General features: G+C 70.3%; 19 protein-coding genes. 5 read left to right on the plus strand and 14 right to left on the minus strand.

Annotated features, from left to right (window positions below; all coding sequences use genetic code 11):
• Positions 1 to 66: 66 nt before the first annotated feature.
• On the minus strand, positions 67 to 723 hold the full coding sequence (locus IE107_RS18135) for a GntR family transcriptional regulator (protein WP_189544835.1): 657 nt from the start codon (positions 721 to 723) through the stop codon (positions 67 to 69).
• Between the two features lie 319 nt (positions 724 to 1,042).
• On the opposite strand from IE107_RS18135, the gene IE107_RS18140 reads away from it, so the two are divergent.
• Together IE107_RS18140 and IE107_RS18145 are read left to right on the plus strand one after the other, a co-directional pair.
• Positions 1,043 to 1,711: a potassium channel family protein gene (locus tag IE107_RS18140; protein ID WP_189544836.1), complete on the plus strand. Its 669-nt coding sequence runs from the start codon at positions 1,043 to 1,045 to the stop codon at positions 1,709 to 1,711.
• Positions 1,711 to 2,388: a potassium channel family protein gene (locus IE107_RS18145; protein WP_189544837.1), complete on the plus strand. Its 678-nt coding sequence runs from the start codon at positions 1,711 to 1,713 to the stop codon at positions 2,386 to 2,388. Before IE107_RS18140 ends, IE107_RS18145 begins: the two co-directional genes overlap by 1 nt.
• 101 nt (positions 2,389 to 2,489) lie before the next feature.
• Here the strand turns inward: IE107_RS18145 and IE107_RS18150 are convergent, their stop codons facing one another.
• From IE107_RS18150 to IE107_RS18170, 5 genes are all read right to left on the minus strand, one after another.
• Positions 2,490 to 3,245 carry a DUF3159 domain-containing protein gene (locus IE107_RS18150; RefSeq protein WP_189544838.1) on the minus strand — a complete coding sequence of 252 codons (756 nt, stop codon included), beginning with the start codon at positions 3,243 to 3,245 and terminating at the stop codon, positions 2,490 to 2,492.
• Positions 3,246 to 3,248: 3 nt separating this feature from the next.
• A complete protein-coding gene (locus IE107_RS18155) occupies positions 3,249 to 3,665 on the minus strand; it encodes an OB-fold nucleic acid binding domain-containing protein (protein WP_189544839.1) in 417 nt (138 codons plus the stop codon).
• Positions 3,666 to 3,762: 97 nt separating this feature from the next.
• Positions 3,763 to 4,455, minus strand: coding sequence for a response regulator (locus IE107_RS18160; RefSeq protein WP_189544840.1), 693 nt, complete (start codon positions 4,453 to 4,455; stop codon positions 3,763 to 3,765).
• Positions 4,456 to 4,566: 111 nt separating this feature from the next.
• The gene (locus IE107_RS18165; protein ID WP_189544841.1) at positions 4,567 to 7,110 is read right to left on the minus strand and encodes a DUF4118 domain-containing protein; all 2,544 of its coding nucleotides are present in this window, start codon (positions 7,108 to 7,110) and stop codon (positions 4,567 to 4,569) included.
• A 180-nt stretch (positions 7,111 to 7,290) separates the two neighbouring features.
• On the minus strand, positions 7,291 to 8,019 hold the full coding sequence (locus tag IE107_RS18170) for an ABC transporter ATP-binding protein (protein ID WP_189544885.1): 729 nt from the start codon (positions 8,017 to 8,019) through the stop codon (positions 7,291 to 7,293).
• Positions 8,020 to 8,415: 396 nt separating this feature from the next.
• Here IE107_RS18170 and IE107_RS18175 point away from each other — a divergent pair, with 396 nt between their 5' ends.
• Both IE107_RS18175 and IE107_RS18180 read left to right on the plus strand, forming a co-directional pair.
• A complete protein-coding gene (locus tag IE107_RS18175; RefSeq protein WP_189544842.1) occupies positions 8,416 to 9,318 on the plus strand; it encodes a M20/M25/M40 family metallo-hydrolase in 903 nt (300 codons plus the stop codon).
• A 23-nt stretch (positions 9,319 to 9,341) separates the two neighbouring features.
• Positions 9,342 to 10,772: a M1 family metallopeptidase gene (locus IE107_RS18180; protein WP_189544843.1), complete on the plus strand. Its 1,431-nt coding sequence runs from the start codon at positions 9,342 to 9,344 to the stop codon at positions 10,770 to 10,772.
• A 52-nt stretch (positions 10,773 to 10,824) separates the two neighbouring features.
• Here IE107_RS18180 and IE107_RS18185 read toward each other — a convergent pair whose 3' ends face one another.
• From IE107_RS18185 to IE107_RS18215, 7 genes are all read right to left on the minus strand, one after another.
• The gene (locus tag IE107_RS18185; protein WP_189544844.1) at positions 10,825 to 11,493 is read right to left on the minus strand and encodes a potassium-transporting ATPase subunit C; all 669 of its coding nucleotides are present in this window, start codon (positions 11,491 to 11,493) and stop codon (positions 10,825 to 10,827) included.
• 23 nt (positions 11,494 to 11,516) lie between these two features.
• Entirely contained in the window at positions 11,517 to 13,643 is a 2,127-nt protein-coding gene (gene kdpB / locus IE107_RS18190) for a potassium-transporting ATPase subunit KdpB (protein WP_189544845.1), read from the minus strand.
• Positions 13,640 to 15,304, minus strand: a complete 1,665-nt coding sequence (gene kdpA, locus IE107_RS18195) for a potassium-transporting ATPase subunit KdpA (RefSeq protein WP_189544846.1) — start codon at positions 15,302 to 15,304, stop codon at positions 13,640 to 13,642. The genes kdpB and kdpA overlap by 4 nt, the downstream gene beginning before the upstream one ends.
• Positions 15,305 to 15,311: 7 nt before the next feature.
• Positions 15,312 to 15,401, minus strand: a complete 90-nt coding sequence (kdpF, locus tag IE107_RS18200; protein ID WP_078075662.1) for a K(+)-transporting ATPase subunit F — start codon at positions 15,399 to 15,401, stop codon at positions 15,312 to 15,314.
• Positions 15,402 to 15,793: 392 nt separating this feature from the next.
• Complete coding sequence (locus tag IE107_RS18205; RefSeq protein ID WP_189544847.1) at positions 15,794 to 16,567, minus strand: DUF3710 domain-containing protein; 774 nt, start codon at positions 16,565 to 16,567, stop codon at positions 15,794 to 15,796.
• A 1-nt stretch (position 16,568) separates the two neighbouring features.
• Positions 16,569 to 17,102 carry a dUTP diphosphatase gene (gene dut, locus IE107_RS18210; protein WP_189544848.1) on the minus strand — a complete coding sequence of 178 codons (534 nt, stop codon included), beginning with the start codon at positions 17,100 to 17,102 and terminating at the stop codon, positions 16,569 to 16,571.
• The gene (locus tag IE107_RS18215) at positions 17,102 to 17,686 is read right to left on the minus strand and encodes a PaaI family thioesterase (RefSeq protein ID WP_189544849.1); all 585 of its coding nucleotides are present in this window, start codon (positions 17,684 to 17,686) and stop codon (positions 17,102 to 17,104) included. Before IE107_RS18215 ends, dut begins: the two co-directional genes overlap by 1 nt.
• A 58-nt stretch (positions 17,687 to 17,744) precedes the next feature.
• Here IE107_RS18215 and IE107_RS18220 point away from each other — a divergent pair, with 58 nt between their 5' ends.
• Positions 17,745 to 18,200 carry a DUF3093 domain-containing protein gene (locus IE107_RS18220; protein ID WP_189544850.1) on the plus strand — a complete coding sequence of 152 codons (456 nt, stop codon included), beginning with the start codon at positions 17,745 to 17,747 and terminating at the stop codon, positions 18,198 to 18,200.
• Positions 18,201 to 18,228: 28 nt separating this feature from the next.
• On the opposite strand, the gene IE107_RS18225 is transcribed toward IE107_RS18220, so the two are convergent.
• The gene (locus IE107_RS18225) at positions 18,229 to 19,203 is read right to left on the minus strand and encodes a hypothetical protein (protein WP_189544851.1); all 975 of its coding nucleotides are present in this window, start codon (positions 19,201 to 19,203) and stop codon (positions 18,229 to 18,231) included.
• Between the last annotated feature and the right edge of the window lie 3 nt (positions 19,204 to 19,206).

The following is a 19,206-nucleotide window of genomic DNA, read 5'->3' on the forward strand; positions in this document are numbered from 1 at the left end:
CGGCGGGGTGCGGAGTGGGGTGGTGCGGAGTGGGGTGGTGCGGCGGCCCGTCGTCCGGTCGCCGGACTACTCGGGCGGTTCGTCGGCGAGCTCTTCGAGCGCGCGCCAGATCTCGGCGGTGATCCGGGCCGCGGCCTCGGTGTCGCGTCCCGCACACGCCTCGATCAGCCGCTCGTGCAGCTCCGCGGAGCCGTGTGCGGAGCCGGCCGTGCCGAACTGCCGCCACTCCAGGCGCCGGATCAAGGGGGTGTAGCGCTCGACGGTGGCGGCCACGGCGCGGTTGCCGCAGGCGGTGACGAGGACGTCGTGGAGCTGGTCGTCGGCGCGCAGCGCGGCCGCCACGTCGCCGTGGCCGGTCGCGTCCCGGAACCGGTCGTTGGCCGCGCGCATCGCGGTGACGTCCGTGTCCGTGAGGCGCGGTACGGCGGCCCTGGCGGCCAGTTCCTGCATGGCCCGTACGACGGCCGCCGCGTCCCGGACGTCGCGCGGCACCAGCCGGGTCACCCGGGTGTAGCTCTGCGGTTTGGACTCGACGAGGCCCTCGCCGGAGAGCCGGGACAGCGCGTCGCGGACCGGGGCCCGGGAGAGTCCGAGGCGTTCGGCGAGGTCGGCGTCGCGGACCGGAGCACCGGGCGGAAGGTCGCCGCGGACGATGGCGTCGCGGATCGTCTCGTAGGCGGTGTCCCGCAGCAGGGTCCGCCGGACGGGGCGCAAGGTCTCCATGAACTGACATGTTAGATGTCTGTTCTCTTCGGACTCAAGGCCTGGGCGGAGGCTCAAGGGTTCGTGCGGAAACTCAAGGGCCCGCGAAAACTCAAGGATTCGTACGTCGGCAGCCGCAATCAGCGGCCTTCGGCACCCATCGGGCAGGCCGCGGCGAAAGCGCACTCGGATGAGGCTTCGCACTCCGGGCCGCATAAGCTCATCCTGGGCAACGGGACAGACCGTTGCCCCGTTGTTTGCCCGGCAAGCTGAGAAAGAAGTGTGAGCAGGGTGTTTTCGCAGGTCAGCCGGACGACCAGGACTGCGAGGTAGGCGCAAGGTGCACATCGTCATCATGGGCTGCGGGCGAGTAGGTGCCGCTCTCGCGCAGACCCTGGAGCAGCAGGGGCACACGGTCGCCGTCATCGACCGGGACCCGACGGCGTTCCGTCGCCTCGGATCGGGATTCGGCGGACGACGTGTCACGGGTGTCGGCTTCGACCAGGACACCCTCCGCGAGGCGGGTATCGAGGAGGCCGGTGCGTTCGCCGCGGTGAGCAGCGGCGACAACTCGAACATCATCGCCGCCCGGGTGGCCCGCGAGATGTTCGGCATCGAGAATGTCGCGGCGCGCATCTACGACCCCCGGCGCGCCGAGGTCTACCAGCGTCTGGGTATCCCCACGGTCGCCACCGTGCGCTGGACCGCGGACCAGATGCTGCGGCGGCTGCTGCCTTCGGGCGCCGAGCCGCTGTGGCGGGATCCGAGCGGCGGTGTGCAGCTCGCGGAGGTGCACACCACACCTTCCTGGATCGGCCACAAGATCAGCACCCTGCAGGAGGAGACGGGCGTCCGCGTGGCATTCCTCACCCGGCTGGGCGAAGCCATACTGCCCACCTCGCAGACGGTGCTGCAGGAGGGCGACCTGGTCCACGTGATGATGCGTACGGACGAGATCGCGAAGGTCGAGGCGGCCTTCGCCGAAGGGCCTGAGGAGGGCGGTCACTGATGCGTGTCGCGATTGCCGGGGCCGGTGCGGTGGGCCGTTCCATCGCGGGCGAGCTGCTGGAGAACGGGCACGAGGTGCTGCTCGTCGACAAGGCACCGACGGCCATCTCGGTGGAGCGGGTGCCGATGGCCGAGTGGCTGCTGGCGGACGCCTGCGAGATCACCTCGCTCGACGAGGCGGCGCTTCAGCGCTGCAACGTCGTGATCGCCGCGACCGGAGACGACAAGGTGAACCTGGTCGTCTCGCTGCTCGCCAAGACCGAGTACGGCGTGCCGAGGGTCGTCGCCCGGGTCAACAACCCGAAGAACGAGTGGCTGTTCAACGAGGCCTGGGGCGTCGATGTGGCCGTCTCGACGCCGCGTCTGATGTCGGCCCTGGTCGAGGAGGCGGTGAGCGTCGGTGATCTGGTCCGGCTGCTGCGCTTCAGCCACGGTGACGCCAACCTGGTCGAGCTGACGCTGCCGCCGGAGTCGGCGCTGGCCGGCACCCAGGTCGGCGAGGTGGCCTGGCCCGAGGACACCTCGCTGGTCACCATCATCCGTGGTCAGCGTGTGCTGACGCCGAGCACCGAGGAGACCCTGGAGGCCGGTGACGAGCTGCTGTTCGTGGCCGCGCAGGCGCGCGAGGAGCAGTTGGAGGACCTGCTGTCGGTGCGGCGGGGCGACTCGGACGACTGACCTGCGGGGCGGACGTACGGAGAAGGGGCCGGGAACCGTGTGACACGGTTCCCGGCCCCTTCTCCGTACGTCCGGCGAGCGCGGTGCTCGGACCTCTCGGCTCAGAACTCCTGGTTGCGCGCCGCGGCTGCCGCAGCTGCCGCCTTGCGCTCCTTCTCGGCCTGTTCCTCGGCCTCCATCTCGGCGAAGACATCGATGGGCGGCGGTGCCTTGGCGAGGAAGACCCAGGTCAGATAGACCGCGAGCAGGAACGGGGGGATCTTCAGGGCGACCAGGACCCAGCCGAACTGGGTGGTGTCGGCCCACCAGTACAGCGGGAAGAGGACCGCGCACTTGCCGAGCAGGATCAGTCCCCAGGCGTAACTGGCCTTGGCGTAGGCCTTCTTGCGGCCGGGGTTCCGGGTGCGCCAGGAGAGGTTCTCCTTGAACACCGGCCCCAGGATCAGGCCGATCAGCGGCACCCCGGCGAGGGTGGTGATCAGGTAGGCGAGGGCCAGGCCGAACGTGTAGAGCATGCCGGGCAGATAGAAGTCCTTGGCATTGCCCGTCATCATCGCGAAGACCACACCGAAGGCCACACCGAAGACACCGCTGAAGGCGTGCTTGACGGTGTCCCTGCGGATCAGCCGCACGGCGACGAGGACCAGCGACACCACCAGGGCCGCGATGGCCGAGAGGTGGAGATCCTTGTTGACCGTGAAGATGGTGACGAACAGCAGCCCGGGGAGGACGGTCTCCACCATGCCCCGGGCACCGCCGAACGCCTCGAAGAGCGCGGCCTCGGTCACCGCCTTCGCATCGGTCGCCTGCTGGTCGGTGCGGTCCGTGTCGGACGTCGGCTTGTCGAGAGACGTCACCGGCTACTCCTTGCCGAGCGGTCGGAGTTCGTATTTGGGGTTGAACAGCACCCGGCGCCCATGACTCATGGCGATCCGGCCGGAGGCGATGAGCTTGCGGCCCGGTTCTATGCCCACGATGGAGCGGCGGCCCAGCCAGACGACGTCCAGCGGCGCGGTGCCGTCGAAGAGCTCTGCCTCCAGGGCGGGCACTCCGGCGCGCGGCCGCAGGGTGACGGTCCGCAAGGTACCAGTCACCTTCACGATCTGGCGGTCGGTGCATTCGGAGATCCGCGTGCACCCCGAGGCCTGCGCGTCCTCCTGCAGCTCCTCGGACTCGAGGTCCTCCCGCGAGCTGGACAGCCGGTCGAGCATCCGCCGGAAGCGGCCCGACGGCTTCTCCGCCTTACCGGGCTTGTCGGATCGAGGAACAGCACTCATACCCGAAGGGTACCGGTCCCGGCTGCTGCGGGCGGGCGCCCCGGTCTCACTCGAACGAGTGATCGGGGGGAGCCGCAGAACAGCTCCCGGCGCCCGTTCAGCCGCGTTCGAAGCGGTATCCCATGCCCGGCTCGGTGACGAAGTGCCGGGGGTGCGAGGGGTCGGCCTCCAGCTTGCGCCTCAGCTGGGCCATGTAGACCCGCAGATAGTTGGTCTCGGTGCCGTACGAGGGCCCCCAGACCTCCTGGAGCAGCTGCTTCTGGCTGACCAGCCGGCCGCTGTTGCGGACCAGGACCTCCAGCAGATGCCACTCGGTGGGGGTGAGCCGTACGTCGCGTCCCTCGCGGTGGACCTTCTTCGCCGCCAGGTCCACGGTGAACCCCTCGGTCTCGACGATCACGACGTCGTCGGAGCCGTGCTGCCCGACGGGTTCGGCGCGGCGGACCGAGGCGCGCAGCCGGGCCAGCAGCTCGTCCATGCCGAACGGCTTGGTGACGTAGTCGTCGGCGCCGGCGTCCAGTGCCTCCACCTTCTCGTCGGAGGTGTGGCGGGCGGAGAGCACCAGGATCGGCACCCGGGTCCAGCCGCGCAGCCCCTTGATCACCTCGACGCCGTCCATGTCCGGCAGCCCGAGGTCGAGGACGACGACATCGGGGTGGCGGGCGGCGGCGAGCTGGAGGGCGGTCGCGCCGTCGGGCGCCGCGTCCACCTCGTACTTGCGCGCCTTCAGGTTGATCACGAGGGCGCGTACGATCTGCGGCTCGTCGTCGACCACAAGCACCCGGGTCATGGGGGCCCTGCCTTTCTGCTGTACGGCGATCTCCCGGGACCTACCGGAGATCATGAGGTGAACTGCGTGGTCATGCGGTGGACCGCGTGGTCGTTGAAGTGTCCCGCGTGGTCATGAGGTGACCCGCGCGGGCAGGTCGGGGCTGACCGGAACGTATCCCGATGCCGCCTTGAGGGTCAGCACCATGGTGAGGCCGCCGCCGGGGGTGTCCTCGGCGTCCAGCGTGCCGCCCATGGACTCCACGAAGCCGCGGGCCACGGCGAGCCCCAGTCCCACGCCCGCGCCGCGCGGGGCGTCCCCGTAGCGCTGGAAGGGCTCGAAGATGCGCTCCTTGGCGTCGTCCGGGACGCCCGGGCCGCGGTCGGCCACCCGTAGCTCGACACGCTCGCCGAGCGCGCTGGCGGCCACGGTGACGCGTTCCGCGTAGCGGCTGTACTTCACGGCGTTCTCGACGATGTTGGCGACGGCCCGCTCCAGCAGCCCGGGGTCGACCTCGACCATCGGCAGGGTCTCGGGGATGTCCAGGTCGACGCTGTCCTCGGGGACACCGCCGAGCGCCATCGGGACCACCTCGTCGAGGTCGATCTCGCGGATCAGCGGGGTGACGGTGCCGGTCTGGAGCCTGGACATGTCCAGCAGGTTGCCCACGAGGTGGTCGAGGCGGTCGGCGCCGTTCTCGATGCCTTCCAGGAGTTCGGCCTGGTCCTCGTCGGACCAGGCGACGTCGTCGGAGCGCAGGGAGCTGACGGCGGCCTTGATGGCGGCGAGCGGGGTACGCAGGTCGTGGCTGACGGCGGCGAGGAGCGCCGTCCTGATCCGGTTGCCCTCGGCGAGTCGCCGGGCCTCCTCCGCCTCGTCGACCAGGCGCTGCCGGTCCAGTACGACGGCGGCCTGCGCGGCGAACGCGCCGAGGACCCGGCGGTCCTCGGCGGGCAGCACCCGGCCGGAGAGCGCCAGCGCCATGTGGTCGCCGACGGGCATGTCCACATCGGCGTCCTCCGGCCGGGCCACCGGCCCCGGTCCGACGCTCCCGGCGCAGGTCCACGGGTCGACGTCGCTGCTGCGCTCCAGCAGGGCGACGGACTCCATGCCGAAGGTCTCGCGGACCCGGTCGAGGAGCGCGTCCAGCGTCGTCTCGCCGCGCAGCACACTGCCGGCCAGGAAGGAGAGGATCTCCGACTCGGCGCGCAGCCGGGCCGCCTGATGGGTGCGGCGGGCCGCCAGGTCGACGACCGAGGCGACCGAGACCGCCACCGCGAAGAAGATCACGATGGCGACGAAGTTCTCCGGGTCCTGCACGGTGAGGGTGTGGGTGGGCGGAGTGAACCAGTAGTTCAGCAGCAGCGAGCCGGCGGCGGCCGACGCGAGGGCCGGCAGCAGTCCGCCGAGCAGCGCGGCGCCCACGGTCAGGAAGAGGAAGAGCAGGACGTCGTTGGCGAGTCCGGGGCCGCTGTCCAGGCCGGCCAGGAGCAGGGTGAGGAGGGCCGGGCCGCCGACCCCGACCAGCCAGCCCCAGATGATCCGGGCCCGGCTGAGCCGGGCGCCGCGGGCGATGGGCAGACCGCGCCCCTTGGCGACCTCTTCGTGGGTGACGATGTGGACATCGAGGTCCGGCCCGGACTCCCGGGCGACGGTGGCGCCCACGCCCGGCCCGTAGATGTACTGCCAGGCCTTGCGGCGGCTGGAGCCGAGGACGATCTGCGTGGCGTTCACCCCCCGGGCGAATTCCAGGAGCGCCGACGGTATGTCGTCACCGATGACATGGTGGAACGTGCCACCGAGGTCCTCCACGAGGGTGCGCTGGACGGTGAGTTCCTTGGGGGAGGCGGAGGTCAGCCCGTCGCTGCGGGCGATGTAGACGGCGAGGATCTCGCTGCCCGACCCCTTGGCCGCCATCCGGGACGCGCGGCGGATGAGCGTACGGCCCTCGGGGCCGCCGGTGAGTCCGACGACGATACGTTCGCGGGCCTGCCAGGTGGTGCGGATGTTGTGCTCGCCGCGGTACTGCTGGAGGTACTCGTCGACCCGGTCGGCGACCCAGAGGAGGGCCAGCTCGCGCAGGGCGGTCAGGTTGCCGGGGCGGAAGTAGTTGGACAGCGAGGCATCGATCCGGTCCGGCTTGTAGATGTTGCCGTGGGCCATCCGGCGGCGCAGCGCCTGGGGCGACATGTCGACGAGTTCGATCTGGTCGGCCCTGCGGACGACCTCGTCGGGGACGGTCTCGCGCTGCCGCACGCCGGTTATCGCCTCGACGACGTCGCCGAGCGACTCCAGGTGCTGGATGTTGACGGTGGACACCACGTCGATTCCGGCCTGGAGGAGCTCTTCGACGTCCTGCCAGCGTTTGGCGTTGCGGGACCCCGGCACATTGGTGTGCGCCAGTTCGTCCACCAGGGCGACGGCGGGGGCGCGCTCCAGGACCGCGTCGACGTCCATCTCGGTGAAGACGGCGGAGCGGTACTCGATCTCACGGCGCCGGACCTGCTCCAGGCCGTGCAGCATCACCTCGGTGCGCGGCCGGTCGTGGTGCTCCACGAAGGCGACGACGCAGTCGGTGCCCCGCTCCACGCGTCGATGGGCCTCGGAGAGCATCGCGTACGTCTTGCCGACGCCGGGTGCCGCACCCAGGTAGATCCGAAGCTTGCCGCGTGCCATGGCCCCATTGTCATCTCTTGAACGGGCTGCGTCCGACGGCAGCCGCTTCGAAGCTACCCCGCGCATTGTCGACAAATGAGGCGAGGGGTGGGGTGAGGGGCCGAATTGACAGGATTCTGACGCCACGGACGGTCCCGGGAGGGACCTCGGGCCCCCTTCGAAGCCCTCCCCCGTTCTCCGCTACGCGTGCTCGACGATGTGTCCGTCGCTCAGTTCCAGCACCCGGTCCGCCAGCCCCAGCAGCTGGGCGTCGTGCGTCGCCACCAGCGCGGTGACACCCTCGCTGCGCACCACCGCCCGCAGCAGCTCCATCACCGCCAGTCCGGTCTCCGCGTCGAGCTGTCCCGTCGGCTCGTCCGCGATCAGCAGCGCGGGCCGGTTGGCGAGCGCTCGGGCGATCGCGACGCGCTGCTGCTGGCCCCCGGAGAGCTCGCCGGGGCGCTGGGCGGCGTGGTCGGCGAGGCCGACCAGGGAGAGCAGCAGCGCCACCCGCTCCTCGCGCTCGCGCGGATCCGCCTTGCGCAGCCGCATGGGCACGCCGACGTTCTCCGCCGCGGTCAGGATCGGGATCAGGCCGAACGACTGGAAGATGAAGCCGATCCGGTCCCTGCGCAGCTCCAGGAGCCCGTTCTCGCCGAGCTCGGCGAGGTCCGTGCCGTCGACGGTGATCCGGCCGGCGTCGGGGCTGTCGAGCCCGCCGAGCAGGTTGAGGAGGGTGGTCTTGCCCGAACCCGAGCGCCCCTTGAGCGCGACGAGCTCGCCGCGCGGCACCTCGAAGGACACCCCGCGCAGCGCGTGCACGGCTCCGGCGCCGGAGCCGTACGAGCGGTGCAGGTCCTCGACCCGGACCATGGGCCCGCCGGCCGTTTCCCCGGCGACCGCGGTACCACCCCGCCCCTCGGTGCCCATCCGGCCGGTGCGCTCGGTCATGTCTCTCCCCCGTACGTGCTCGGTCCTGTCGGCCGCCAGTATGTGCAATGCACACAGGGCTGGACAATGGCCGGGGCCGCATCGCCGTCCGGCCGGACGCCGATGCGGTCGTTCTCGGCGGTGTGCCGAACCCGTCGCGGAGCCGGTATCCGGAGGCCGCCGCACGTGCCGCAGGTGTCCGGACAGGGTGGGCATCTTCCCCCCAGGGATCTTTATGACGCTCCGTCAGCTCCCATGTGAGCTCGGCCGGTCGCGGAGCAACACCACTCCCCGACAACTTCCCGACAACTTTCTGACACCGCCGGACCAGCCTGGTCCAGGTCCACCGGGGCGAGCGCCCCGACCCCGAACTGCCCCGTCCTCGAAAAGGTGCGCATGACATCACGCAGAAGCCTTCCCCGGCTGGCAGCCGGAGTTCTCGGGATCTCCCTGACCCTGTCCGCGGTCCCCGCCGCCACCGCGGACGCGCGGCCTCCCACCGCGCCCACCGTCTCCGAGCAGCAGGTGATGCCCCATCTGCAGGCCCTGCAGCGCATCGCGGACCGCAACGGCGGCAACCGCGCACACGGCACGAAGGGCTACGCGGATTCGGTGGCGTACGTGAAACGCGCCCTGGACCGGGCCGGATTCCGTACGAGACTGGTCCCCTTCACCCATGACGGCGCCACCGCCCACAACCTGATCGCCGACTGGCCGGGCGGCGACCCGGACCATGTGCTGCTGACCGGAGCCCATCTCGACAGCGTGAAGGAGGGCCCGGGGATCAACGACAACGGCTCGGGTTCGGCCGCCGTCCTGGCCGCCGCCCTCCAGGTGGCCGCGTCCGGCACGAAGCCCGAGCGGCATCTGCGGTTCGCGTGGTGGGGCGCGGAGGAGCAGGGCCTGATCGGCTCAAAGAGCTATGTCAGCGGGCTTTCCGGGGCCGAGCGCAGCAGGATCGACGTCTATCTCAACTTCGACCAGGCCGGCAGCCGAAACACCCGGCAGTGGCTCGTGGTCCACGACGACGAGCACGGCGAGACCGAGGCCCAGCAGGCCTTCGAGGCGTGGTTCGCCGAGCGGTCCATCCCCACCTTCGACATCGGCGTCGGCGGTTCGGACCACGAGTCGTTCGGCAACGCCGGCATCCCGTCGTCCGGCTTCAGCACCGGCATCTCGGACTGCATCCACGAGGCCTGCGACAACCTCGCCAACGTGGATCCGAAGACGGAGACGACCAGCGCCGACGCCATCGCCGGCGTGCTGCACAAGCTCGCCGCCACCAAGCCCCGGCACTGACCCCCGATCCCCAGGAACGAGACATGCGCAGACTCCTGAACCGGCGCCGCAGCACCGTCGCCACCCTGATGGCCGCGGTCGTGGGCGGCACCGTACTGGCCGCTGTCCCCGCCTCGGCCGCCTTCGGCGGACCGGGCCTCGGCGACCCGTACTTCCCCGACGACGGCAACTCCGGCTACGACGTCTCCCACTACGACGTCCGCATCTCCTACGACCCGGCGCACACCGACCGCCTGGACGGCGACACCACCGTCACCGCCCGCGCCCTGACCGGCCTGGACCGGTTCAGCCTGGACCTCAAGGGCTTCACCGTCGCTTCGGTGAAAGTGGACGGCGTTCCGGCGGAGACGTTCTCCCGGGCCGGCACCCATGAGCTGGTCATCACCCCGGCCCGCCCGGTCGCGAAGGGCGCGACGTTCGAGGTCCGGGTGAAGTACGCGGGCAGGCCCGATCCCGAGGGCTGGCACACCCTGCGGAACGGCGGCGCGAGCGTGACGGGCGAACCGCACTCCGCGACCTCCTGGTACCCCGCCAACGACCACCCGTCCGACAAGGCCACCTTCGCCCTCACCGCGACGGTCCCCGACGGCTGGACGGCCGTCGGCAACGGTCTGCCCGGCCCGGAAAGCCTCAAGGAAGGCAGAAGGACCTTCCGCTGGTTCGAGGACCGGCCGATGGCCACGTACCTCAGCACGGTCGCCATCGACCGGTTCGCCGTCCACCGCGGCCGGACGTCCGCCGGAACACCGGTCATCACGGCCTACAGCCCGGACGCCGTCATCGACCCCGAGGCGGAGGCCCAGCAGACGGAGATCCTGGACTTCCTGGCCGCGAAGTTCGGCCCGTATCCCTTCTCCTCCGCGGGCGCGATCGTCGTCGGGGCCGCGAAGGAGCCCTCCGGCGGCCCCCTCGCCCTGGAGACGCAGAGCCGCCCCACCTACGGCTCCATGCTCTTCGACGCCTCGATGGTCCACGAGAACGCCCACCAGTGGTTCGGTGACAGCGTCTCGTTCAAGGACTGGCGGGACGGCTGCGTCGCCGAGTGCTTCGCCCAGTACGCGGGGCAGTTGTGGGAGGAGCACAAGGGTGCCGACCTGGACCGGGACTACTACCGGTCCGAGGTGGAGGAGTACCGGAACGACCCGTCGTTCTGGTCCGTCAGGCTCTACGACCCGGGACCGGGCAGGGAGTTGGACCCGGCACTGTACTCCAAGGGCTCGCTGATGCTGCACGCCCTGCGCCGCACGGTGGGCGACGAGGCGTTCTTCCGGACGCTGCGGACCTGGACCCGCGACCACGCGTACGGCAACGCCTCGTTCCGGCAGTTCGAGGCGCTGGCGGCGAAGGTCTCGGGCAAGGACCTCAAGGGCTTCTTCGCGGCATGGGTGGACGGCACGGTCCTCCCGCCGCAGGGGTACCTCTACCCGGGCACCCTGGGCACGTCGGCCCGGTGAACGGGTGTGCGTGGCGCGGGGTCCGGCCCCGCGCCACGCTTCCCGTCCTTCCTCAGGCCCCGTCCACCAGCTGCTTGAGGGCGATGTTGAGCTGGAGGACGTTGACCCTCGGCTCTCCGACGAAGCCGAGGATCCGGCCGTCGGTGTGCTGCTCGACGAGCTTCTCCACCTGGTCGACGGGAAGGTGGTTGCGCTCAGCCACCCGGCGCACCTGGAGCTGTGCGTAGGCCGGGGAGATGGCCGGGTCGAGGCCGGAGCCGGAGGAGGTGACGGCGTCGGCCGGCACGTCCGAGGGGCTGACGGGGTGGCCGGGGACGGAGTTGTCCTTGACCACTGCGGCCTTGGCGGCGGTGACCCAGTCGATGAGTTCCTTGTTGTCGCCGGAGCGGTTGGTCGCGCCGGAGAGGATCAGCTTGTACTGGGTGTTGACGCTGTTGGTGCCCAGGCCGTTGGAGGGGCGCGGCTGGAACCACTTGAGGTCCGGGGCCGCGGTCTCCTGCCCCTCCTTCAGCGGCAGGTCGTAGCGCTGGCCGATGAGTTCGGAACCGACGACCTTGCCGTTCGCGGTGATCTCGGAGCCATTGGCCTTGTCGGGGAAGACACCCTGGGCGACGCCCGTGACGGCGAGCGGGTAGAGCACGCCGCAGACGACGGTGAGGACGAGCAGGGCGCGCAGCCCGGCCCAGAGCAACCGGGCGGTGTTTGCTACGGAGTTGTTCATGGCAGGTCAGCCGATTCCTAAATTCAGTGCAGCCCGGGTACGAGGGAGATGACCATGTCGATGATCTTGATGCCGATGAACGGGGCGACCAGACCGCCGAGTCCGTAGATCCCGAGGTTGCGCCGGAGCATCGAGTCGGCGCTGCTGGGCCGGTAGCGCACGCCCTTCAGGGCGAGCGGCACCAGCGCGACGATGATCAGCGCGTTGAAGATCACGGCCGACAGGATCGCGGACTGGGGCGAGGACAGCTGCATGATGTTCAGCTTGTCCAGGCCGGGATAGACCACGGCGAACATCGCGGGGATGATCGCGAAGTACTTCGCGACGTCGTTGGCGATCGAGAACGTGGTCAGCGCACCGCGGGTGATGAGCAGCTGCTTGCCGATCTCGACGATCTCGATCAGCTTGGTGGGGTTGGAGTCCAGGTCCACCATGTTCCCGGCCTCCTTGGCGGCCGAGGTGCCGGTGTTCATGGCCACGCCGACATCGGCCTGGGCGAGCGCCGGCGCGTCGTTCGTGCCGTCGCCGGTCATCGCGACGAGCTTGCCGCCCGCCTGCTCGCGCTTGATGAGGGCCATCTTGTCCTCGGGCGTGGCCTCGGCGAGGAAGTCGTCGACGCCCGCCTCCTCGGCGATGGCCTTCGCGGTCAGCGGGTTGTCGCCGGTGATCATGATGGTCTTGATCCCCATCCGGCGCAGCTCGTCGAACCGCTCCCGCATGCCCTCCTTGACGACGTCCTTGAGGTGGATGACGCCGAGGACCCGGGCGCCGTGCTCGTCCTCCAGGGCCACCAGCAGCGGCGTGCCGCCCGCTCCGGAGATCGTGTCGGTGAGCGCCTGCGCGTCCTGAGCGACGGTGCCGCCGCGCTCCTCGACCCAGGCGACGACCGAACCGGTGGCCCCCTTGCGGACCTTGCGGCCGTCCACGTCGACGCCGGACATGCGGGTCTGGGCGGTGAACGCGACCCATTCGGCACCGGCCAGCTCGCCCTGGTGGCGCTCGCGCAGCCCGTACTTCTCCTTGGCGAGCACGACGATCGAGCGGCCCTCCGGCGTCTCGTCGGCCAGCGAGGAGAGCTGGGCCGCGTCCGCCAGTTCGGCCTCGGTCGTGCCCTTCACGGGTACGAACTCGGCGGCCTGCCGGTTGCCGAGGGTGATGGTGCCGGTCTTGTCGAGCAGCAGGGTCGACACGTCCCCGGCGGCCTCTACGGCACGCCCGGACATGGCGAGGACATTGCGCTGGACGAGGCGGTCCATGCCGGCGATGCCGATCGCGGAGAGCAGCGCGCCGATGGTCGTCGGGATCAGGCAGACCAGCAGCGCGGTCAGCACGATCATCGACTGCCGCTGCCCGGCGTAGATCGCGAAGGGCTGGAGGGTGACGACGGCGAGCAGGAAGACGATGGTGAGGGACGCGAGGAGGATGTTCAGCGCGATCTCGTTGGGCGTCTTCTGCCGGGCGGCGCCCTCGACCAGGGCGATCATCCGGTCGATGAACGTCTCACCGGGCTTGGTGGTGATCTTGACGACGATGCGGTCGGAGAGCACCTTCGTCCCCCCGGTGACGGCGCTCCGGTCACCGCCGGACTCCCGGATGACCGGCGCCGACTCGCCCGTGATCGCGGACTCGTCGACGCTCGCGACGCCCTCGACGACATCGCCGTCACCGGGGATGACGTCACCGGCCTCGCAGACCACCAGATCACCGATGCGCAGCTCGATGCCGGCCACCCGCTCCTCGTTCCTGCCGAGCAGCCGCCGGGCGACGGTGTCGGTCTTGGCCTTGCGCAGGGTGTCGGCCTGCGCCTTGCCGCGACCCTCGGCGACCGCCTCCGCCAGGTTGGCGAAGATCGTGGTCAGCCACAGCCAGGCCGCGATCGCCCAGCCGAACCACTCGCCCGGGTCCAGGCACGCCAGCACGGTCGTGAACACCGAACCGATCAGCACCACGAACATCACCGGGGACTTGACCATCACCCGGGGGTCGAGCTTGCGCAGGGCGTCGGGGAAGGAGCGGATCAGCTGCGCGGGGTCGAACAGGCCCCCGCCGACGCGTCCTTCGCTCTGGTGACCCGTGGGCGCGTCCTGGTGCGGTGCCCGGGTCGGGGTGACAGTGGACATCGAGTCCTCTTGCTCCGTACGAGTGGTCATGACGCCAGCCCTTCGGCCAGCGGCCCCAGAGCCAGGGCCGGGAAGAAGGTCAGCCCGGTGATGATCAGGATCGTGCCGACCAGCAGTCCGCTGAAGAGCGGCTTGTGCGTGCCCAGGGTGCCCACGGTCGCCGGTACCGGCTTCTGCTCGGCGAGCGAGCCGGCCAGCGCGAGGATGAACACCATCGGCAGGAACCGGCCGAGCAGCATCGCGAGGCCGATCGTGGTGTTGAACCACTGCGTGTCCGCGTTGAGCCCGGCGAACGCCGAACCATTGTTGTTCGCACCCGAGGTGTAGGCGTAGAGGACCTCGGAGAATCCGTGGGCCCCGGTGTTGGTCATGGAGTGGGGCGGAGTGGGCAGCGCCATCGCCGCGGCGGTGAAGCAGAGCACCAGCGCCGGGGTGATCAGGATGTAGCAGGCGGCGAGCTTGATCTCGCGGGTGCCGATCTTCTTGCCGAGGTACTCCGGCGTACGGCCGACCATCAGCCCGGCGATGAACACCGCGATGATCGCCATGACGAGCATGCCGTAGAGGCCGGAACCCACGCCTCCGGGCGCGATCTCGCCGAGCTGCATGCCCAGCATCGTGATCCCGCCGCCGAAGCCCGTGTACGAGGAGTGGAACGAGTTCACCGCACCGGTGGAGGTGAGGGTCGTGGCCACCGCGAAGATCGACGAGCCGGCGATCCCGAACCGGGTCTCCTTGCCCTCCATCGCCCCGCCCGCGATCTCGAACGCGGGTCCGTGGTGGGCAAATTCGGTCCACATCATCAGGGTGGTGAAGCCCAGCCAGATGACGCCCATCGTCGCGAGAATGGCGTAACCCTGCTTGAGCGAGCCGACCATCCGGCCGAACGTCCGGGTCATCGCGAACGGAATGACCAGGATCAGGAAGATCTCGAGAAGGTTGGACAGCCCGTTGGGGTTCTCGAACGGGTGGGACGAGTTGGCGTTGAAGTAACCACCACCGTTCGTGCCCAGCTCCTTGATGGCCTCCTGGGAGGCCACGGCGCCACCGTTCCACTGCTGCGAGCCGCCCATGAACTGCCCGACCTCGTGGATGCCGGCGAAGTTCTGGATCGCGCCGCAGGCCACCAGCGCCAGCGCGCCGACGGCGGCGATCGGCAGCAGGATCCGCACGGTGCCGCGCACCAGGTCGGACCAGAAGTTGCCGAGTTCACCGGTGCCGGAGCGGGCGAAGCCGCGTACGAGGGCCACCGCGACGGCCATGCCGACGGCGGCCGAGACGAAGTTCTGCACCGCCAGGCCACCGGTCTGCACGACGTGGCCCATGGCCTGTTCGCCGGAGTACGACTGCCAGTTGGTGTTGGCGACGAACGACGCCGCCGTGTTGAACGCCTGGTCCGGATCGATCGAGGCGAAGCCGAGCGAACCGGGCAGCGCTCCCTGGAGCCGCTGCAGCAGATAGAGGAAGAGGACGCTCACCACGGAGAAGGCGAGCACCCCCCGCAGATACGCGGGCCAGCGCATCTGCGTGTTCGGGTCGGCGCCGACGGCCTTGTACATCCACTTCTCGACGCGCAGGTGCTTGTTCGAGGAGTAGACGCCGGCCATGTAGTCGCCGAGCGGACGGTACGCCAGCCCCAGCGCCACGACGAGCGCGAGAACCTGGAGCACACCAGCGAGGACGGGGCTCATATCGCGCTCAGAACCTCTCCGGGTACAGAAGGGCGAGGACCAGGTAGCCCAGCAGGGCGACGGCCACGACCAGGCCGACGATGTTCTCGGCGGTCACAGCTTCGCCACCCCCTTGGCGACAAGAGCCACCAGCGCGAACACCGCGATCGTGGTGACGACGAAGGCCACATCGGCCATCGTGTGCTCCTAGATGAGGTACGGATTGTCTGACCTCTTGAGCAAACCTCTTGCGACGGTCGTCCTGGCCTGCGTTGATGGCTTCCTTACGGGGAACGACGGCCCCTTGACGGCGCACATACGTGCCCTATACGCGCCCCATACGCGCCCCTTGTGTGCGCTGTCCGGAACCTGTCTTGCGCACAGCCCGGAGCCCTCCCCCAGACCCTCCCGGGACCCGCTCAAAACACAGAACGGCCGGTGGGCCGTACCCCCTCGAAAGGGGATACGGCCCACCGGCCGAAGCTGTGCCGGGCGGCTGCCCGTACCCGCTCAGCGCACCTCGGTGATCTCGGGTCCGCGCTGGAGCTGGCCCATGCCGCCGGAGAACTTCGAGCTCTCCTGGCTCTCCTGCTGGACCCCCTCGGGCACCATCTGGGCGTCATTGGGCAGCTTGAGGACGATCGGGTCGCGCGGAGCCATCGGGCCCTCGCCACGGACGACCACGGTGTCCCGGAAGATCGTCTCCAGCAGCCCGGCGGCCTCCGGCTGCACGGCGCCCTGGCCGGAAATCACTCCGCGCAGGAACCAGCGCGGCCCGTCGACGCCGACGAAGCGCACCAGCTGCACGCCGTTCGTCCCGTCCGGGAGCTGTACCGGGACCTGGGCACGCAGCTCCCAGCCCAGCGGGCCCTCGACCTCGTCGATGATCCCGCCCTGCTGGGTGATCCCGGCGGCGATCTCCTCGCGGACCTCGCCCCAGATGCCTTCTTTCTTGGGCGCGGCGAAGGCCTGCAGCTGGACGGCGCTGTCGTGCAGCACCACGGTCGCGGCGACGATCGCGTCACCGGCCACTTCGACACGCAGCTCCATGCCCTCGACGCCGGGCACGAAGATGCCGCCCAGGTCGACCCGGCCCTCGCCGGGCTGGGAGACCTCGGAGACGTCCCACGGCCCATCCGGCCGGGGTGCCGGCGGGAGGTTCACCCGACGCGAGCCGCTGCCGGCACCGTCGGCGTCATCGAGCTCGTCGACGACCTGCTCGGCCTCGCGCGCTTCGTCCGCCACGTCGTCGGCGGAACCACTCTTCTTGCGACGTCCGAACACGTCACTGTCCTTCCCGGTCGGGTACGACCGAAGCGTAGCTGTTCCCGCCCTGGGTGATCCCGCCCCTGACGCCATCAACATCACCGGAAGCATGCCCTCCGGTGGATCCGAAGCCTCCCTCGCCACGGGCTGAGCCGGGCAGCTCCGCCACCTCGTGGAAGCGCACCTTCTCGACCTGCTGGACGACCAGTTGGGCAATCCGGTCGAACCGTTCGAACCGCACGGGCTCACGCGGGTCGAGGTTGATGACGATCACCTTGATCTCTCCACGGTACCCGGCATCAACCGTCCCCGGGGCATTCACGAGGGCGACTCCGCAGCGCGCGGCGAGGCCGGAGCGCGGATGGACGAACGCGGCGTATCCGTCGGGCAGCGCGATCGACACCCCGGTGGGGAGTACCGCCCGCTCGCCCGGGGCGAGCACGGCGGCCTCGGTGGTCACCAGATCGGCCCCGGCGTCGCCCGGGTGCCCATAGGCCGGAATCGGCACGTCCGGGTCGATCCGGCGGATCAGTACATCCACGGGCCGGCGCATCAGGGGTTCACCTCGAAGGCCCGGGCACGCCTGACCTGGTCCGGGTCGGCCATCGCCGCCCGGATCTCGGCCGGGCGGCCGTTCTCGATGAAGTGGTCGACCTTCACCTCGATGAAGAGGGCCTCGGCCCGGACCGCCACGGGTCCGTCCGGGCCGCCGATCCGGCCGGTCGCCCGGGAGTAGATCTTCCGGCCGTGCACCGCGGTGATCTCCGCGTCGAGGTGCAGCACGGTGTCCACCGGCACCGGCCGCTCGAAGTCGGTCTCCAGGCGTCCGGTCACCGCGATCACCCGCAGGAGCCAGTTCAGCGAGCCGAGCGTCTCGTCCAGCGCGGTGGTCAGGATCCCTCCGTGTGCCAGCCCCGGGGCGCCCTGGTGGGCCGCCTTCACGGTGAACTCGGCGGTCACGCTGACGCCGTCACCGGCCCGCGCCTGGAGGTGCAGCCCGTGCTGTTGCCCACCGCCGCAGCCGAAACAGTGTTCGTAGTGCGCACCGAGGAGTTCGCCGGGGGCCGGGGCTTCGGGGTGCCGGACCGGTTTCACCGCGTCGGCCGGGGGCTTCAGAGCCGCAGATGTTCCACTCACAGGCGCTGACCTTACCCGCGCGGCCACCCATGGGCCGCACCGTGCCAAGCTTGGGCTCATGCAGCCTTCCACCCCGCCTTTCGACGAACGACTGACCGCACCCCGTTCGTGGTGGTTCATCGCCCTCCTGATCGGCATCGCCTGCGCGCTGATGCTGCTGCCGCTCGGCACCCTGCCCCTGCTGGCCGGCCTGGCGGGCGGCACGGCCCTGTCGGCGGTCGCGGTGAGCTCCTACGGCTCGGCCAGGATCCGGGTCGTGGCGGGCGCCCTGGTCGCCGGCGACGCGCGGATTCCGGTGACGGCGCTCGGCGAGGCCGAGGTGCTGGACGCGGAGGAGGCGCGCGCGTGGCGCACATACAAGGCGGACACCCGCGCGTTCATGCTGCTGCGCAGCTACATCCCGACGGCGATCCGGGTGGAGGTCACCGACCCGCAGGACCCGACTCCGTACGTCTACCTGTCGACACGCGAGCCGCAGGCCCTGGTGGCGGCGCTCACGGCCGTACGCGCCTAGCTTCCTTCCGCGGGGTCCTGGCGGGCCCTCATGCCTCCGGCTCGCCCGGCAGGGCGCTCTCGCCCGGCAGGCCCTTGCGGGGGCCCACCTGCCGCTCCAGCGGCGGCAGCTCGGGGAGCCGGTCCCAGGGGACCTGGCGCTTGCGCAGGTCCTTCCTGACCCGCTCGGCGAGCTTTCTGGTGTCGCGCCGGTTCATCATCGCGCCGACGGCGGCGCCGACCATGAACGGGACCAGACTCGGCAGGTCGCGCGCCATGCGCTTCGTGATCTGCTGCCGCAGCTCGCGCTTCATCTGACCGCCCAGCGCGGCGTTGACCGTCGCGGGGTGCGCTACGTCGATCCCGCGCTCCTCCGTCCAGGACGTGATGTATGCGGTGGAGCGCTGACCGAGCCCGCCCGGCGGACGCTGCCCGTAGACCTCGTGCAGCTCGGCGACGAGCTTCAGTTCTATGGCGGCCACACCGGTGATCTCCGTCGCCAGCTCGGCGAGCATGGCGGGTGGTACGGGCATCATCGCCGCCGCGCCGATTCCGGCGCCGACGGTGGCGCTGCCCTTGCTCGCGCCTGCGACCAGCTTGTCGGCGAGCTCCTCCGGACCGAGGCCGGGGAACTGCTTGCGCAGGGTGGCGAGATCGCGCACGGGGATGCGGGGAGCGTTCTCGATGATCAGGTCGGCGATATGACCGATCGCTGCCTTGGCACTCTCCCCGCCCTTGCGCACGCCCCGCTTCACTGAACCCAGACGGCCTGCCCCGGTCACGGGCTCCGTCCTGTCGACCTGTCCGGCCCCATCGGCCGCGTCGACTTCCTCTCCAGCCGCGACCACTGCTTCGAGCGAGGCCGACCGGCCCCGCTCGTCGTCCCGCTCACCCGCGGAGGGTGGCAGGGCGGACCGCTCGGCAGGCGCTGCTACGCCTTCTGCCGGGCCTGTGCCGCCCTGATACGCCTCCGACGACCTCTTGCGCCGCAAGCGCCGCTTTTGGAACGGTGTGTCGCCTGCCACGGT

Origin of the sequence: Streptomyces gelaticus (assembly GCF_014649535.1) — a bacterium.
Classification (GTDB): Bacteria; Actinomycetota; Actinomycetes; order Streptomycetales; family Streptomycetaceae; genus Streptomyces; species Streptomyces gelaticus.